Below are 16,886 nucleotides of genomic sequence, written 5' to 3' on the forward strand. Positions count from 1 at the left end.
TGTTCCGTTTTTTTAGTTATTATATTTTAAATTAATCAAGCTTTTTGATTAAATAAATTATAATATCAATCTGGTATATTGAAAAAAGAGAAATCGGAATCGGTTGAAGGTTAAATTTTATTAAAATCCTTTCAGAAATTGACTGTAAATTTAGTTTTTAAAGAATAAAATTTTGAATTTATGGTTGTTTATTATTTTTTTTAACTTGTTATTAACGTTTTTCGATTTTTATTGGTTTGTAATGTGTTTTATATTCAATTTTTAAAATAAAATTTTTTTTTGTGTTAAAAATACGTTTAACATCATTTCCGATTTCATTAATGAGTATAATAAGGTGGTTGTTAGAATTGGAAATACTAACAGCATAATTTTGATTTGGGAAAAGAGGGGCTTATATTTAATGCGTAAGGTTTAAATAAATGGAAAGAATTGGCAGCTAATGGCTGTCCGTTCTTTGTTTCTGTCGCTTCTTAGGAAGCTTTTTTTATGTCTTTTTTGCGATGTATTTTGTTCTTACCATCTAACCAGTTGAATGTTAAAGCTTGTCAAAGGATAGAGTGAATTGAAGAGAAATGGCTATTTTACCGATGTAATTGTTTAATAATCAAGCCATGTCCAAAGATTTACTTAGAGTAATTATTTTAGTTTTCTTCCACTTTTTTATGTCTGTGGGATTGATCGAAGCTCAAGGTATAAGGGGCAGGGTTCTATCCAGAGACGGTGATCCTCTTGCCTATGCTTCAGTGTTTATTCGAAACATCAATGATGGGATACCAACCAATCAAGATGGTGATTTTGAATACCCTCTTGCATCGGGGTATTATGATATTATAGTACAACACCTAGGTTATAAGTCGGTTCAGAAAACGGTTCAGATCAATTCAGGTTGGGTAGAGTTGAAAATAGAGCTTGAACCCCAAATGTATGCATTAGAGGAAGTAGAGATCAAGGGAGGTGCAGAAGATCCAGCTCTCACTGTAATGCGCAAAGCGATTTCAAAGGCTAAATTTCATCGACTTCAGGTAGAGGAGTACAGCATGAGGGTTTATATAAAGGGTACCGGTGAATTGACTGATGCCCCTTTCTTCTTGAAGAAAAAGTTGAAAGAAGAAGGAATAGCGCTGAATGAGGCATACACGTCTGAATCAGTCTCAGAAATTACATTCAAACAACCCAATGAAATCAATGAACGCGTCATCAGTATCAGGACAAATGGTGAGAACAACCAAACTTCTCCAGCACCTTATATTGGAGCTAGTTTTTATGCGGACAAGGTCAATGAGGTAATTTCTCCGCTTTCTAAATCTGCTTTTGCTTATTATAGGTTCAAGCATGAAGGGACTTTTTTTGAAAATGGAGTTTTGATCAATAAAATTAGGGTCACACCCCGGTCAAGGGGAGAACAGGTTTTTGAAGGGCATATATATATTATTGAAGATTTGTGGGCCATTCATAGCCTAAAGCTAAAGACTTCTATCATGGGATTTGATGTGGGGGTCACGCAACAATATGCTCCAGTTGAAGAAAATGTCTGGATGCCACTTACCCATATTTATACCTTTGGAGGGAAGTTTTTTGGTTTTGAGGGGAATTATAAATATTTGGCTTCTACCCGTGATTATCAGATCAAACTAAATCCAGATTTGGTTGTGGAAACAGAGATTCTTGATGAAAAGGTTGATGATATTCCGGAGCAAATAACTGGTTTTGACCATAAGGAATCAGCAGTGAAGCAAATTGCAGATGCTGAACAGATGTCCAGAAAGGATTTTAGGAAAATGATCAATGAATATGAGAAGGAGAGTTTGAAGGAAAGAAAAGATGCGGAAGTTGTAGCGATGAGAAATTATAGTGTTGATTCTCTGGCTAAGGAGCGAAATCAAAGTTATTGGGATAGTATCAGGCCAGTTAAACTTACTGAAAAGGAAATCTTGGGATATGAAAGAGATGATAGTCTTGCTGTAGTGGAAGCGGCGAAGAAAAGTGACGTGGACTCGATAGCGAACAAAGCGAAAAGAAAATTTAATCCTTTAGACATTATTGGTGGAGGACGTTATCATTTTGGAAATGGCAGATCTGCTGGGTTTTCGACGAACTGGACAAAAATATCTTTCAACACAGTTGAAGGATTCAAGCTTGGGTTTTCCGGTTTTTATAGGAAAGTAAGCAAAGACAGTATTAGTGGGCAAGAAAATTCATGGAGGATAAAACCTGAAATCCGGTATGGCTTTTCCAGCAATAAACTTTACGGAATGGTTGATTTTAGCAAATCCTGGAGTAGGGACAGAACCAAGCTTACTTATGGGATTTCTGGAGGAAATTATATCTACCAATACAATGCTTCAAACCCCATTAGTGAACAGGTCAATGCGCTTTATTCATTGTTTTTTAGGCAAAACTATATGAAGCTTTTTAATCAAAAGTTCGTAAAGATTTACCTTTCTCATATTCCTCATGATGCATTTACCTACAGCTTGTCTCTCTCTTACGAGGATAGAGGGGTGTTGCAGAATCAGTCCAACTACAGTTTTTATAACAAGCCGGAAAGAACTTACACTTCAAATATCCCCAACAATGAAGAAGCTCTGGCATCCTCTTTTGAGTCAAATGAAGCATTGATAGCAGACGTGAGCGTAAATTGGCGTCCAGGGTTAAAATATTACGTGAGAAATGGAAAGAAGTATCCTTTATATGGAGGGGCTCCTTTGATCAGCTTTTTATATAGGAAAGGTATTCCCAACGCGGGACTTATGGGAAATGCCGCTGATTTTGACCAGCTAGAATTGGGAATCAAACATGATTTTCAATTTGGGGTCAGTGGGAAACTGGACTTTAATATAAAGGCTGGTGCTTTCCTTAATGATGGTCAAGTGTACTTTATGGACTTTAAACACTTTGGTGGGAACCGGACCATATTCTCCAATATGGGGACGGTCAATAATTATCGCTTTTTGGATTACTATCAATACAGTACTAGGGGAAACTATATCAGTGGGATAGTGCATTACCAGTTTCGCAAATTTTTGTTCACTCAATTGCCCATGTTGAGATTTTCAGGAATTAGGGAAAATGTGTTTTTTAATTATTTAAAAACCGAATATTCGCCGCACTATTGGGAAGTAGGCTATTCCTTGGATAACCTGTTCAGGGTATTCAGGGTCGAAATGGGGGCAGGCTTTGAAGGTGGGGAGTACTTGAGAGGCGGTGTGCGTCTCGGCATAGCCACCTTTATCAATATAAGTATGGATGACTGATTTAGGCTAAAAAGTAAATAGGCCTGAAAATTTCCAGGCCTATTTTATGGTTTTGTTTGGAAAGCATTAGACTTTCATGATTTCTGCTTCTTTTTTCTCGAAGAGTGCATCAATTTTGCTGGAAAACTGATCAGTAAGTTTTTGGACAGCATCTTCAGCTCTTTTGATCTCATCTTCTGGAGCACCATCTTTCTGAAGTTTTTTTAGAGCGTCATTGGTTTCTTTTCTGACGTTTCTAACACTTATCTTACCGTTTTCACAATCATTTTTGACTTGTTTTACCAATGATTTTCTTCTTTCCTCGGTAAGAGGGGGGATGGTCAAAATCACGATTTCGCCGTTGTTTTGAGGAGCAAGTCCCAAGTCAGAGTTGATGATAGCTTTTTCGATTTCACCTATCAGGTTTTTTTCCCAAGGTTTGATGCTAAGGGTTCTGGCATCTGGAGTAGTGATGGAAGCTACTTGCTGGATTGGTGTTGGAGCACCATAGTAGCTGACCATTATACCATCCAATAAGTTTGGCATGGCTTTACCCGCTCTGATTTTTAGTAACTCTGCTGCTGTGTGGTCCACAGACTTCTGCATAAGTTCTTTGGCTTCATCGAGTTCTAACTGTATCTCTTCCATTTTTAATATCGCTTATTTAGATGTAATTAAAGTACCAACTTCTTCGCCTTTAATCAAGTCGTACAAATTTCCTGCCTTGTTCATGTCAAAAACAATGATAGGAAGGTTATTTTCCTGACAAAGCGTAAATGCTGTCATATCCATGACATTGAGGTTTTTCTCGTACACTTCCTGAAAGGAAATATTCGTATATCTTTCAGCAGTGGCATCTTTTTCAGGATCAGCTGTGTAAACGCCATCTACGCGGGTTCCTTTGAGTACAACTTCAGATTCTATTTCAATGGCTCTCAAGCTGGCAGTAGAGTCTGTTGTGAAGTAAGGGTTGCCAATACCAGCGCCGAAAATCACAATACGACCTTTCTCTAGGTGTCGGATGGCTCTTCTTCTGATAAACGGCTCACAAACACTTTCGATTTTTATACCGGACATCAATCTGGTATACATCCCGTTTTGCTCCAAAGAGCTCTGCAAAGCCATCGCATTGATTAAAGTGGCCAGCATTCCCATATAATCACCCTGCACACGGTCTATTCCTACTTTCTCACCCTGAACACCTCTGAAAATATTTCCGCCTCCTATAACAATGGCGATTTCAACCCCCAGGTCTTTTACTTTTTTGATCTCCTGGGTGTATTGCTTCAATTTGTTGGAGTCAATTCCGTAGCCATTTGCTCCCATTAAAGCTTCACCACTGAGTTTTAGCAGAATTCTTTTGTACTTCATAATTTGCGATCGATTAGCAGCGTGTTGTATTTGATATTTTTATAGAATAGATAAACTCGACAAATATAGATTCTTGAGACAAGAAAATTAAATCTAAGTTTCTAAAATTGTATCAAAACTTGATTTTTTTCAACACTATCCCCATTAGTTACTAGGATTTTTTTTATTTCTCCTTCTCCTGGAGACTTGATGATATTCTCCATTTTCATGGCTTCCAAGATCAATAATGGCTGATCTTTCTTTACAACTTCCCCTTCTTGGATTTTGATTTCAAGAATCAATCCGGGCATAGGGGCATGGATAGCAGTTATTTGGGAGTTTGCTTGGCCGTTCATGCCAAGTTTTTCGAGGAGTAGGTCAAATTTGTCTTTTACCAAGACTTGAGCTTCTTTATTGTTAAGCTTCAGGGTTAATAGTTTTTTCACTTTGTCCAAGTGTACAAGCTCAATATTGTAAGATTTATTGTTTCGGATAATATGGAAATGTCGATCATCTATCTGGCTCAAATCCCATTCAATAGGATTTCCGTTGATCAAAAAGCGCTCTCCATCCGACTCAATACTAAAGTTATCTTCGTTTATGGTAACTGAGTACATTTGATTTATTTTAGCAATAAATATACAATTAATCTTTAATAGGCCTTTATGAATATTAAATTCTCTTTTGCCCTGATGATAGGGGCTTTGGTGTTTTTCGCATGTCAATCACAGAAAAGTACCATTCAGTCACCGGATTTTTTTCAGGATTCTGTGAAAATTGAAAAGTTTATAATCAAAGAGGTTTCTATTGCCGAAAAAAAGCAACAGGAGATAGTCGCTTATCGTCCAAGCCCAGAAAGGAAATTTGATTTGCTTCATTCGAGCTTGGATATCAGCTTTGACTTTCAGAGAAAATTGGTTTTTGGAGACGCAAAGTTATTACTCAAGCCCTATTTCTATAATCAAAACCAATTGGCTCTAGATGCTAAGGATTTTGATATCCACGAAGTAAAATTGGTAGAAGAGGGGAATGAAAAACCATTGGGGATCAGTTATAATAGCGAAAAATTGCTAATCTACTTGCCTAAGGAATACAGTATGGAAGATACGGTTAAAATAGGGATAAAGTACACTGCTCACCCTAGCAGGAATAGTGGTGAAGGTAGTGTGGCCATTACAGATAACCAAGGGCTGTATTTTATAAATCCAGATAGCTCTGAGATGAAGCCAACCCAGATTTGGACGCAAGGTGAGACCAATCATAATTCCAAATGGTTTCCGACCATTGATGTGCCCAATGAACGGGCTACACATGATCTCAAGTTAACAGTGCCTGAGGCTTTTACCACCGTTAGTAATGGGGAGTTAATAGATCAATTGCATAACCAAGATGGAACTCGGACAGATCATTGGGAGATGAGTCAAGCTATCGCGCCTTATTTGGTGGCCTTTGCTGCTGGTGATTTTGTAAAAATAGAAGATCAAGCTGGAGACTTGTCGCTAGGGTATTATGTTGAAAGCCAATATGCTGAAGGAGCAAAGAAGGTTTTCAAAAGGGCCCCGGAAATGATTGCGTTTTACTCGGAATTATTAGGTGTTTCTTATCCTTGGAAAAAGTATGATCAGGTCGTGGTAAGAGATTTTGTGTCAGGGGCCATGGAGAATACGACGGTATCCATCTTTATGGAAGAGCTTAATATGAATGTACGGGAAGCCATTGACAGCGAATATGATGGGATCATCGCCCATGAGCTTTTTCATCATTGGTTTGGAGACTATGTGACAACGGAGTCTTGGTCAAACTTACCGCTCAATGAGTCCTTTGCCAATTATGGGGAATACCTTTGGTATGAATATTTTGAAGGAAGAGATGCTGCTGATCTTCATCATATCGGAGAGATGGAAACTTACTTTTATGAAGCAGGGGAAAAACAGGTAGACTTGATTCGTTTTGAGTATGAGAATGATGAGGATATGTTTGATAGTCATTCTTATGCAAAAGGAGGAAGGGTCTTACATATGCTTAGGGATTACTTGGGGGATAAAGCATTTTTTCAAGGGTTGAATTTATATTTAAGGGAGCATGCGTTTAAGTCAGTGGAAGTGCATGACCTTAGATTGGCACTCGAAGAAGTTAGCGGAAGAGATTTAAACTGGTTTTTTGATCAATGGTTCCTTGCTTCAGGGCACCCTAAGTTGGAAGTGGAGTGGGATTTCAGCCAGCCAGAAAATATCCTTTTAAGTGTAAAACAAATTCAGGATCTGACTTCAACGCCTTTGTATAGGATTCCATTTGAAGTAAGCTGGTATAGTGGTGATAAAAGGTTCAGTAAAAGATTCGAGCTTAACCAGGTTTCGCAACAATTTGCTTTAGAGAATGGAAGCCCTGTTGATTTGGTCATGTTTGATGAATTCAAAAAGACATTGGCTGAATTGAAAACAAAAAGGACAAAGAATGAATGGTTAAGGCAGTTTGAGCTTTCCAAATCAGGGGTTTCAAGGTATGAAGCACTTGACAGCTTAGCAGCGAGGGAGATGTCTGAAGAGGAAATTGACTTTATTATCAAAAGAGGGTTAGATGATGCTTTTTGGCCGATAAGGGAAGTGACAATGAGAAGTTTTAGTGATTATTTCACTTCTGAAGATTTGTTGAAAGAGTTAGTGGATTTAGCAACAAATGATTCTAGTAACAGTGTCAAAGCCTCGGCAATTGAGACACTTTCGGAGAACAAAGCCCCAAATATGGAAACAAATTACCTGCTTTGGATGGAAGATTCTTCCTATTATGTTACTGGTGCTGCATTATCGGCTTTTCTGGAGCTTGAGGATGCCCACTTGGATAAGAAAGAAGTGGCTTATTTATTCGAGGAAGAGGGGAGTATCAGAACAATTGTCCCATTGGTTGATTTTTATACAAGTGAGATGATCCCAGGTAAGGGGGGGTGGTTGCATCAGCAATTTGAAAAAACATCTGGTCAGGATCTATACTACCTTATCGGGTATTATGGGGATTATTTTACCAAGCTACCTGAAGAGGGCAGTGGAAAGGCCATTGATAATCTCAGAAAAATAGCGAGCAATCACAAAGATGCCTATATGAGATTGGCTGCATTTCAGGCCTTATTTGGTTTCATTGATGACGAAGGGGTCAAGGAAATCGTGATGCGGATTTATACCGAAGAGAGGGACCCTGAGGTTAAAAGTGCTGAAGATTACTTTTTAGCTCCATACCGAGATGAAAATTAATCTGCTGATAAAGAAAAGCTTAGTAAAAAAGGTGTAAAAAACTTGTGTAATTTTTGTTCAATATTTTGAATGTTTCAGAAAAGGGTATAATTTTGCCATCCGTTAAGACAAACAAAAAAGAACAAAAGAGTTCAGAAAAGGTCTTAAGGATTTGAAATATTGAAAAGGGGGAATACCAAAGCGGCCAACTGGGACGGACTGTAAATCCGTTGACTTATGTCTTCACAGGTTCGAATCCTGTTTCCCCCACACTTTATATTTCCACAGTTTTTACTAAATTTGTGGGAACTATACAGCAAAAGTTCTTCAAAAAGGAACACGACGATTGAAATTATTGTCAAGAGTTGATATTCTTTAGAAAGATTTTGGTATGTATATTCGGTCCAATCAGTTATTACTGAAAGGATTACAAAGAGCACTTTTAAAGTGTTTGATAGCGTAGATAAAAGCATTAGAGTAATAAGCGGGAGTAGCTCAGTTGGTAGAGCGGCAGCCTTCCAAGCTGCAGGTCGCGGGTTCGAGCCTCGTCTCCCGCTCTATGCTATTTATGGCATAGATAATAAATGTTATCAGCCGACGTAGCTCAGGGGTAGAGTGCTTCCTTGGTAAGGAAGAGGTCACGGGTTCAAATCCCGTCGTTGGCTCAGTGACATTAGAAAAATTTAACTAATTCATATCATTAACTAAACAGAGGATTTTCACGCATGGCAAAAGCAACCTTTGACCGTTCCAAACCGCACGTAAATATCGGTACTATTGGTCACGTCGATCATGGTAAGACTACCTTGACAGCTGCCATTACTACTGTATTGGCCAGAAAGGGTCTTTCTGAATTAAGAGATTTCTCATCTATCGATAACGCTCCAGAAGAGAAAGAAAGAGGTATCACCATTAACACTTCTCACGTAGAGTATCAAACTGAGTCAAGACACTACGCTCACGTAGATTGTCCTGGTCACGCCGATTACGTGAAAAACATGGTGACTGGTGCTGCGCAGATGGACGGTGCTATTCTAGTAGTTGCTGCCACTGACGGACCAATGCCTCAGACTAGAGAGCACATCCTTCTTGCTCGTCAGGTAGGTGTACCAGCTCTAGTAGTATTTTTGAATAAAGTTGACTTAGTAGATGATGCTGAGCTTCTTGAGCTTGTAGATATGGAAGTAAGAGAATTGCTTTCTTTCTATGACTTCGACGGAGACAATATTCCAGTTATTTCTGGTTCTGCTCTTGGTGCACTTAATGGTGAGCCTCAGTGGGAAGAGAAAGTAATGGAGTTGATGGATGCAGTTGATAGCTATATTCCACTTCCTGAGCGTCTTGTTGACAAAGATTTCTTGATGCCTGTAGAAGACGTATTCTCGATCACTGGTCGTGGTACTGTAGCTACTGGTAGAATTGAAAGAGGTGTAATTAACTCTGGTGACCCTGTAGATATCATCGGTATGGGTGCTGAAGGTCTTAAGTCTACCGTTACTGGTGTTGAGATGTTCCGTAAGATTTTGGATAGAGGTGAAGCTGGTGATAACGTTGGTCTATTGCTAAGAGGTATTGAAAAGTCTCAGATCAAGAGAGGTATGATTATCTGTAAGCCTGGATCTGTAACCCCTCACGCTCACTTCAATGCTGAAGTTTACGTTCTTTCAAAAGAAGAAGGTGGACGTCACACTCCATTCTTTAACAAGTATCGTCCTCAGTTCTACTTAAGAACAACTGACGTAACTGGAGAGATCAAACTTCCTGAAAACGTTGAAATGGTTATGCCAGGTGATAACGTTACAATGGAGGTTACTTTGATCAACCCAATTGCACTTGAGAAAGGTCTACGTTTCGCTATCCGTGAAGGTGGTAGAACTGTAGGTGCCGGACAGGTAACTGAAATTCTTGACTAATATTAATATCAAGATATAAATTCAAATGCGATTCTGAAATTTTCAGAGTCGCATTTGTTTCTTTATAGAATAATACCTACTTTTGCATTCCTTTTGGAAGGTAAATAAACACACGGGCATAGTTCAATGGCAGAATAGCGGTCTCCAAAACCGTTGATGGGAGTTCGAATCTCTCTGCCCGTGCAATTAAAATTGTAAACCATGAATGTAAAAAACTTTGTTGTAGAGTCGATAGACGAAATGAAGAATAAGGTTACATGGCCTAAGTATTCTTCGTTGCAAAGCAACGCTGTGTTGGTTCTTGTTGCCTCTTTAATATTTGCTGTAGTTATTGGCTTGATTAACCTGAGCTTCGAGAACGTCATGAAATGGTTTTATGATTTATTCTAATAGAATCAAAAATTACTGATGGCAGAACATAAATGGTATGTACTCAGAGTGGTGGCTGGGCAAGAAAAAAAGGCCAAATCCTATTTGGACAATGAAATTGCTCGTCAAAAGCTGGAGGATTTTATTCCTGAGGTTTTGATACCTTCTGAAAAAGTATATGAAATGCGCAATGGCAAAAAGAGAGTCAGAGAAAGAAACTTCTTTCCTGGCTATGTTTTGGTTAATGCGGATTTGTCCCATGGTGAAGCCAATCACGTAATTACGAGTATCCCGGGTGTTATCGGGTTTCTTGGAGCAAATGCAGGAGGAGCTTCCAAAACTCCTGAACCATTACGACAATCTGAAGTCAACCGTATCTTAGGTAGGGTTGAAGGGATTGATGAATTTGCTGAGAAATTGGATACGCCATATATAGTTGGAGAGAGCGTTAAAGTAATGGACGGTCCTTTCAGTGGTTTCTCGGGAACAATAGAAGAGGTGTTTGAAGACAAGAAAAAACTTAATGTTATGGTTAAGATTTTCGGTCGGAACACGCCTGTCGAATTAAACTTTATGCAAGTAGAAAAACAAGACTAGGAAATGGCTAAGGAAATTACTGGTTATCTGAAATTACAGGTTAAAGGTGGCCAGGCAAATCCATCTCCTCCGGTTGGTCCGGCCCTTGGTTCAAAGGGTTTGAACATCATGGAGTTCTGTAAGCAGTTCAATGCTAGAACTCAGGACAAAATGGGTCAAGTTGTCCCTGTCCTTGTTACGATTTATTCGGACAAGTCTTTTGATTTCGTAGTAAAAACTCCTCCAGCAGCAAATATGTTGTTAGAGGCGGCGAAATTAAAAGGTGGTTCACCAGAACCAAACAGAAAGAAAGTTGGCTCTGTTACCTGGGATCAAGTTAAAGAAATTGCTGAGGTGAAAATGCCTGACTTGAATGCCTTTAAGGTAGAATCTGCAATGAAAATGGTTGCAGGTACGGCAAGAAGTATGGGAATCACAGTTTCAGGAAAAGCTCCTTGGGAGGAATAAATATAAAACAATGGCTAAGTTAACAAAAAAGCAAAAAGAAGCTCTTTCTAAGTACGACCCAAGCCAGCAGTACTCCCTTACTGAGGCTTCTTCGATTGTCAAAGAAATCACCAATACTAAATTTGACGCTTCTGTAGATGTTGATATCCGATTGGGTGTTGACCCTAGAAAAGCTGATCAGATGGTAAGAGGTGTGGTGGCTTTGCCTCACGGAACAGGAAAAGACGTAAAAGTACTTGTACTTTGTACTCCTGACAAAGAAGAAGAAGCTAAGGAAGCTGGAGCTGACTATGTTGGCTTAGATGACTATATTGCCAAGATCGAGGGTGGATGGACTGACATTGATGTCATCATCACTATGCCCAACGTAATGGCTAAAGTAGGTAGATTAGGTAGAGTATTGGGTCCAAGGGGCTTGATGCCTAATCCAAAATCTGGTACTGTTACCCTAGAAGTAGGTAAGGCAGTAAAAGAAGTTAAAGGAGGTAAAATCGACTTTAAAGTAGATAAATTCGGTATCGTACATGCAAGTGTAGGTAAAGTGTCTTTCGATCCTGAAAAGATTCTTGAAAACGCACAAGAACTTATCAATACTATCTCTAAGTTGAAGCCTGCTTCTTCTAAAGGTACTTACTTTAAGAGTATACATTTATCTAGCACAATGTCTCCTGGTATTGCAATTGATAAGGGGAGTATTCAAGGTATTTAATTATGACTAGAGAGGAAAAAAAATCAATAATCGAAAGTCTTACCGAGAAGTTTAAAGAAACTCCGCATTTCTATATCACAGATGCATCAGGTTTCAATGTTGCTCAGGTAAACGCTTTCAGAAGAATGTGTTTTGAGAAGGGCATTGAATATCGTGTTTACAAAAACACTTTTATCAAGAAAGCTCTAGAGAATCTTGACACAGATTATACAGAACTAGAAGGTACACTTAAAGGATTTTCAGGTGTTTTGTTTGCAACTGAAACTGCGAACCTACCTGCTAAGATTCTTAAAGAATACAGAAAAAAGGCTGGATCAAAAGAAACTAGACCAGTTTTCAAAGGAGCTTCAATTGATAGCGACGTTTTTATTGGTGAATCCAATTTGGAAATGTTGTCATCTTTGAAGTCCAAAGAAGAACTATTGGGCGAAGTTATTGGATTGCTTCAGTCTCCTGCCAAGAATGTTATCTCTGCGCTTAAGAGCGGTCAGGATACTTTGGCTGGACTTGTTAAAACTCTTTCTGAAAGAGAATCATAATATCATTCAAATCAATTAAGTAAAAAAATCAGTTAATTTTAAATAATAATACAATGGCAGATCTTAAAGCATTCGCTGAGCAGTTAGTTAACTTGACTGTTAAAGAGGTTAGTGAATTAGCCGCAATATTGAAGGACGAGTATGGTATCGAACCTGCTGCCGCAGCTGCTCCAGTAATGGTAGCTGGTGGTGCTGGTGAAGGTGCTGGTGAAGAAGAAAAATCTTCTTTCGACGTGATCTTGAAAGCTGCTGGTGGACAGAAGTTGGCAGTAGTTAAATTGGTTAAAGAATTGACCGGCCTTGGTCTTAAGGAAGCTAAAGAAGTAGTAGACGGCGCTCCTAAGGCTATCAAAGAAGGTATTGCAAAAGACGAAGCTGAAGCACTTAAGAAGCAACTTGAGGAAGCTGGTGCTGAAGTAGAGCTTAAATAATTTGAATAACCTCATCTAATAGGTGATGGTTATTGATTAGACCTGACTTTTAAGTCAGGTCTTTTCCTGTTTGTGCACAGTCAGGAAATTGCACTATTCTAAGCGGAAATTGCCGCATTTAGTTATTTATTATCACTATAAACATATACTGCCTTGGCTATCCAGAATCAAACCGAAAGGAAAAGTTTCTCATCTATTAAGGTAGTCAAAGACTATCCGGATTTCCTAGATATCCAGTTGCAATCATTCAAAGATTTTTTCCAATTGGATACTCCTGCTGAGAAGAGGAGACAGGATGGGCTTTTCAAGGTGTTCTCTGAGAATTTTCCGATTAGTGATTCCAGAGAAAATTTCACTCTTGAATTTATTGACTATACAGTAGACCCGCCTAAATATAGTGTCGGTGAATGTATTGACAGGGGATTGACTTACTCTGTTCCGTTGAAAGCAAAACTTCGCTTGTTGTGTTCTGATGAGGACAATGAGGATTTTGAGACAATTGAGCAGGAGGTATTCTTAGGGAACCTTCCCTACATGACCGAAAAAGGCTCTTTTGTGATCAATGGAGCTGAAAGGGTGATTGTATCCCAGTTGCACCGTTCGCCAGGTGTTTTCTTTGCTCAAAGTAAGCATACCAATGGTACCAAGCTTTATTCTGCCAGAATTATTCCTTTTAAAGGATCTTGGATAGAATTTGCTACCGATATTAACAATGTAATGTATGCTTACATTGATAGGAAGAAAAAGTTTCCGGTAACCACATTGCTGAGAGCCATAGGTTATGGTTCTGATAAAGCTATTTTGGATCTTTTCGGTTTATCCGAAGAGGTAGAATCCAGCAAGGCAAAACTACAGAAGGTAGTGGGAAGAAAATTAGCTGCCCGTGTGCTAAGAACCTGGGTAGAGGATTTTGTGGATGAAGATACCGGTGAAGTAGTTTCAATTGATAGAAACGAAGTCCTTCTTGAAAGAGACTCTATCCTTTCTGAAGAAGATATTGAATTGATCTTGGACTCTGGTGCTAAAAGCATCATTCTCCACAGAGATGATGTAAATATTGCAGACTATTCTATCATTTATAATACCCTCCAAAAAGATAACTCAAACTCAGAAAAAGAAGCTGTTGAGGTAATTTATCGACAGTTAAGAAATACTGAAGCACCTGATGAAGCTACTGCAAGAGAGGTGATTCATGGTTTGTTCTTTTCTGACAAACGTTATGACTTAGGAGAAGTAGGTAGGTACAGAATTAACAAAAAGCTTGGATTGGATATCGATTCAGACAAAATAGTTCTGACTACTGAAGATATTATAAACATTGTAAAATACCTTATCGGACTAATCAACTCTAAAGCGGTTGTCGATGATATTGATCACTTAAGCAATAGAAGGGTTAGAACCGTTGGGGAGCAGTTATATAGCCAGTTCGGTGTAGGTCTAGCGAGAATGGCCAGAACTATTCGCGAGCGTATGAACGTAAGGGACAATGAAGACTTTAAGCCTGTTGATTTGATCAACGCTAGAACGCTTTCATCTGTCATCAACTCGTTCTTTGGTACCAACCAGCTTTCTCAATTTATGGACCAAACCAATCCACTGGCTGAGCTTACTCACAAGCGTAGGCTTTCTGCATTGGGACCTGGTGGTCTATCAAGAGAAAGAGCCGGTTTCGAGGTTCGTGACGTTCACTATACACACTATGGCCGTCTTTGTACCATTGAAACTCCTGAAGGACCAAACATTGGTTTGATTTCTTCACTTTGTGTGCATGCCAAGGTAAACTCTATGGGATTCCTTGAAACGCCATATAGAAAAGTGAAGGAAGGAAAAGCAGGTATGGAATCTGAAGATATTGTATTCCTAACTGCAGAAGAAGAAGATAACAATAATATCGCTCAGGCAAATGCTCCGTTGGAAGCAGACGGAACTTTTGTCAATGACCGTGTAAAAGCTAGATTTGAAGGTGACTTCCCTGTGTTGGAACCAAAAGAAATCAGCTATATGGACGTTGCTCCTAACCAAATTGTATCTGTTGCTGCATCATTGATCCCTTTCTTGGAGCATGATGATGCCAACCGTGCTTTGATGGGATCCAACATGCAACGTCAAGCTGTTCCTTTGTTGAAAGCTGAGTCTCCAATTGTGGGGACTGGACTAGAAGCAAAAGCAGCTGTTGACTCAAGATCATTGATCATTGCTGAGGCAGATGGTGTAGTTGATTTTGTGGATGCGAAGAAAATCGTTATCAAATACGATTTGAGCGACGATGAGCTATTGGTTAACTTCAGCGATGAGTACAAGTCATACGACTTGATCAAGTTCAGAAGAACTAACCAGGATACTACCATTAACTTGACTCCTCTTGTCCTGAAAGGACAAAGGGTTACTAAAGGTCAGGTGTTAGTAGAAGGTTACTCCACCAATGAAGGTGAATTGGCTCTTGGAAAGAACCTTAAGGTGGCTTATATGCCTTGGCAAGGGTACAACTTTGAGGATGCAATTGTAATTTCTGAAAGGGTAGTAAGAGAGGATATCTTTACTTCTATTCACGTTGAGGAATTCCAACTTGAAGTTAGGGACACCAAGCGTGGCGAAGAAGAATTGACTTCTGAGATTCCTAACGTTTCCGAAGAGGCTGTTAAGAACCTTGACGAAAACGGAATTATCCGTATAGGTGCTGAGCTTAAAGAAGGAGATATCATCATTGGTAAGATCACTCCAAAAGGAGAGACAGACCCAACTCCTGAAGAAAAGCTATTGAGAGCGATCTTTGGAGATAAAGCAGGTGATGTAAAAGATGCTTCATTGAAAGCTTCTCCATCTTTGAATGGTGTGGTTATAGAAACCAAACTATTTGCAAGACCTAAGAAGGATAAAGACCTTAGAGCAAAAGCGAAGGCTGAAGTTGAAAAATTGAAGCAGAAATACACCAAAGAACTTCTTGGTGTTAGAGCTAAGATGATCAACAAATTATTGAGCATCGTAGAAGGAAAAACTTCGCAAGGTGTGAAACATAAATTTGGTGATGAAATCATCAGTAAAGGAGTGAAGTTCAACCATCAGAATATTGAGAATAACTTGTTCCCTGCTAAGAATCCTTACAGAGATGAGAGTAATTACAATGTTCCGGAAGAAGCGAACCTTATTTCTGATATCATCTTGGACGATTGGACTGATGATGAGCATACTAACAGTTTGATCCAACAATTGGTGAAAAACTACACCAATACTAGAAATGAAATTTCTGGTAGGTTCAAGAGAGATAAATTCACTCTTGAAGTTGGTGATGAGTTGCCAGCAGGTATAGTTCAACTAGCTAAAGTTTATGTGGCTAAGAAGCGTAAGCTGAAAGTGGGTGATAAGATGGCAGGTCGTCACGGTAACAAAGGTATTGTGGCGAAGATTGTTCGTGATGAGGACATGCCTTTCTTGGAAGACGGTACACCAATGGATATCGTGCTTAACCCACTTGGGGTACCTTCACGTATGAATATCGGTCAGATCTTTGAAACTGTTCTTGCATGGGCAGGACAAAAATTAGGTAAGAAATATGCTACTCCGATCTTTGATGGAGCTACTACAGAAGAAGTGGCTGCTGAGTTGGATAAAGCAGGTTTGCCTTCCTTCGGAAGAACTTACCTTTATGACGGTCTTTCTGGTAAGAAGTTTGACCAGCCTGTAACAGTAGGTATAGCCTATATGTTGAAGCTAGGTCACTTGGTAGATGATAAGATGCACGCCAGATCTATAGGTCCATACTCATTGATTACGCAACAACCATTGGGTGGTAAAGCCCAGTTTGGTGGTCAGCGTTTTGGGGAGATGGAAGTTTGGGCACTGGAAGCATTCGGAGCGTCACACGTACTTCAAGAGATTCTAACTGTCAAGTCTGATGACGTGATCGGTAGAGCTAAAGCGTATGAGTCTATTGTAAAAGGAGAGAACCTTCCTAAACCTAATATTCCAGAATCATTCAACGTATTGGTTCATGAATTGAGAGGTTTGGCTCTTGAAATTACTTTAGACTAAAATTAGATCAAATTGGGCCGAAAGGCCCTTCACATACTCACAAAA

13 protein-coding genes and 4 tRNA genes are annotated in these 16,886 nt (G+C 39.1%); 14 read left to right on the forward strand and 3 right to left on the reverse strand.

Going from position 1 to position 16,886, the window contains the following annotated elements:
- The first annotated feature begins 611 nt into the window (after positions 1 to 611).
- Complete coding sequence (locus IFO69_RS15895) at positions 612 to 3,254, forward strand: DUF5686 and carboxypeptidase regulatory-like domain-containing protein (RefSeq protein ID WP_192011122.1); 2,643 nt, start codon at positions 612 to 614, stop codon at positions 3,252 to 3,254.
- A 66-nt stretch (positions 3,255 to 3,320) separates the two neighbouring features.
- Here IFO69_RS15895 and frr read toward each other — a convergent pair whose 3' ends face one another.
- From frr to IFO69_RS15910, 3 genes are all read right to left on the reverse strand, one after another.
- On the reverse strand, positions 3,321 to 3,881 hold the full coding sequence (gene frr / locus IFO69_RS15900) for a ribosome recycling factor (protein ID WP_192011123.1): 561 nt from the start codon (positions 3,879 to 3,881) through the stop codon (positions 3,321 to 3,323).
- A gap of 12 nt (positions 3,882 to 3,893) precedes the next feature.
- Positions 3,894 to 4,604 (reverse strand): UMP kinase, encoded by a 711-nt coding sequence (gene pyrH, locus IFO69_RS15905; RefSeq protein ID WP_192011124.1) that lies wholly within the window; start codon positions 4,602 to 4,604, stop codon positions 3,894 to 3,896.
- 101 nt (positions 4,605 to 4,705) lie between these two features.
- Complete coding sequence (locus IFO69_RS15910) at positions 4,706 to 5,200, reverse strand: acetyl-CoA carboxylase biotin carboxyl carrier protein subunit (RefSeq protein ID WP_192011125.1); 495 nt, start codon at positions 5,198 to 5,200, stop codon at positions 4,706 to 4,708.
- 48 nt (positions 5,201 to 5,248) lie between these two features.
- Between IFO69_RS15910 and IFO69_RS15915 the strand changes: the two genes are divergently transcribed.
- The 13 genes from IFO69_RS15915 (at position 5,249) to rpoB (ending at position 16,841) form a co-directional block, all read left to right on the forward strand.
- Positions 5,249 to 7,828 carry a M1 family metallopeptidase gene (locus tag IFO69_RS15915; protein ID WP_192011126.1) on the forward strand — a complete coding sequence of 860 codons (2,580 nt, stop codon included), beginning with the start codon at positions 5,249 to 5,251 and terminating at the stop codon, positions 7,826 to 7,828.
- Between the two features lie 166 nt (positions 7,829 to 7,994).
- Positions 7,995 to 8,077, forward strand: a tRNA-Tyr gene (locus IFO69_RS15920).
- Between the two features lie 214 nt (positions 8,078 to 8,291).
- Positions 8,292 to 8,364: transfer RNA gene (locus tag IFO69_RS15925), tRNA-Gly, on the forward strand.
- 36 nt (positions 8,365 to 8,400) lie between these two features.
- A tRNA-Thr gene (locus IFO69_RS15930) sits at positions 8,401 to 8,472 on the forward strand.
- Between the two features lie 60 nt (positions 8,473 to 8,532).
- Positions 8,533 to 9,720, forward strand: coding sequence for an elongation factor Tu (gene tuf, locus IFO69_RS15935; RefSeq protein ID WP_192011127.1), 1,188 nt, complete (start codon positions 8,533 to 8,535; stop codon positions 9,718 to 9,720).
- A gap of 112 nt (positions 9,721 to 9,832) precedes the next feature.
- Positions 9,833 to 9,903, forward strand: a tRNA-Trp gene (locus IFO69_RS15940).
- An 18-nt stretch (positions 9,904 to 9,921) separates the two neighbouring features.
- Positions 9,922 to 10,110 carry a preprotein translocase subunit SecE gene (gene secE, locus IFO69_RS15945; RefSeq protein ID WP_192011128.1) on the forward strand — a complete coding sequence of 63 codons (189 nt, stop codon included), beginning with the start codon at positions 9,922 to 9,924 and terminating at the stop codon, positions 10,108 to 10,110.
- A gap of 18 nt (positions 10,111 to 10,128) precedes the next feature.
- A complete protein-coding gene (nusG, locus tag IFO69_RS15950; protein WP_186754470.1) occupies positions 10,129 to 10,686 on the forward strand; it encodes a transcription termination/antitermination protein NusG in 558 nt (185 codons plus the stop codon).
- A gap of 3 nt (positions 10,687 to 10,689) precedes the next feature.
- Positions 10,690 to 11,133, forward strand: a complete 444-nt coding sequence (gene rplK, locus IFO69_RS15955; RefSeq protein ID WP_192011129.1) for a 50S ribosomal protein L11 — start codon at positions 10,690 to 10,692, stop codon at positions 11,131 to 11,133.
- 10 nt (positions 11,134 to 11,143) lie between these two features.
- A complete protein-coding gene (gene rplA, locus IFO69_RS15960) occupies positions 11,144 to 11,842 on the forward strand; it encodes a 50S ribosomal protein L1 (RefSeq protein WP_192011130.1) in 699 nt (232 codons plus the stop codon).
- A gap of 2 nt (positions 11,843 to 11,844) precedes the next feature.
- Positions 11,845 to 12,381, forward strand: coding sequence for a 50S ribosomal protein L10 (gene rplJ / locus IFO69_RS15965; RefSeq protein WP_192011131.1), 537 nt, complete (start codon positions 11,845 to 11,847; stop codon positions 12,379 to 12,381).
- A gap of 53 nt (positions 12,382 to 12,434) precedes the next feature.
- A complete protein-coding gene (gene rplL, locus IFO69_RS15970) occupies positions 12,435 to 12,812 on the forward strand; it encodes a 50S ribosomal protein L7/L12 (RefSeq protein ID WP_192011132.1) in 378 nt (125 codons plus the stop codon).
- A gap of 153 nt (positions 12,813 to 12,965) precedes the next feature.
- A complete protein-coding gene (gene rpoB, locus IFO69_RS15975; protein WP_192011133.1) occupies positions 12,966 to 16,841 on the forward strand; it encodes a DNA-directed RNA polymerase subunit beta in 3,876 nt (1,291 codons plus the stop codon).
- Positions 16,842 to 16,886 lie beyond the last annotated feature (45 nt).

Source organism: Echinicola arenosa, from assembly GCF_014841125.1.
Classification (GTDB): Bacteria; Bacteroidota; Bacteroidia; order Cytophagales; family Cyclobacteriaceae; genus Echinicola; species Echinicola arenosa.

Bases quoted from the DNA above. Each gene is read 5' to 3' on its own strand.
- IFO69_RS15895 (WP_192011122.1), top strand. From the start codon at position 612: ATGTCCAAAGATTTACTTAGAGTAATTATTTTAGTTTTCTTCCACTTT.
- frr (WP_192011123.1), bottom strand. From the start codon at position 3,881: ATGGAAGAGATACAGTTAGAACTCGATGAAGCCAAAGAACTTATGCAG.
- pyrH (WP_192011124.1), bottom strand. From the start codon at position 4,604: ATGAAGTACAAAAGAATTCTGCTAAAACTCAGTGGTGAAGCTTTAATG.
- IFO69_RS15910 (WP_192011125.1), bottom strand. From the start codon at position 5,200: ATGTACTCAGTTACCATAAACGAAGATAACTTTAGTATTGAGTCGGAT.
- IFO69_RS15915 (WP_192011126.1), top strand. From the start codon at position 5,249: ATGAATATTAAATTCTCTTTTGCCCTGATGATAGGGGCTTTGGTGTTT.
- tuf (WP_192011127.1), top strand. From the start codon at position 8,533: ATGGCAAAAGCAACCTTTGACCGTTCCAAACCGCACGTAAATATCGGT.
- secE (WP_192011128.1), top strand. From the start codon at position 9,922: ATGAATGTAAAAAACTTTGTTGTAGAGTCGATAGACGAAATGAAGAAT.
- nusG (WP_186754470.1), top strand. From the start codon at position 10,129: ATGGCAGAACATAAATGGTATGTACTCAGAGTGGTGGCTGGGCAAGAA.
- rplK (WP_192011129.1), top strand. From the start codon at position 10,690: ATGGCTAAGGAAATTACTGGTTATCTGAAATTACAGGTTAAAGGTGGC.
- rplA (WP_192011130.1), top strand. From the start codon at position 11,144: ATGGCTAAGTTAACAAAAAAGCAAAAAGAAGCTCTTTCTAAGTACGAC.
- rplJ (WP_192011131.1), top strand. From the start codon at position 11,845: ATGACTAGAGAGGAAAAAAAATCAATAATCGAAAGTCTTACCGAGAAG.
- rplL (WP_192011132.1), top strand. From the start codon at position 12,435: ATGGCAGATCTTAAAGCATTCGCTGAGCAGTTAGTTAACTTGACTGTT.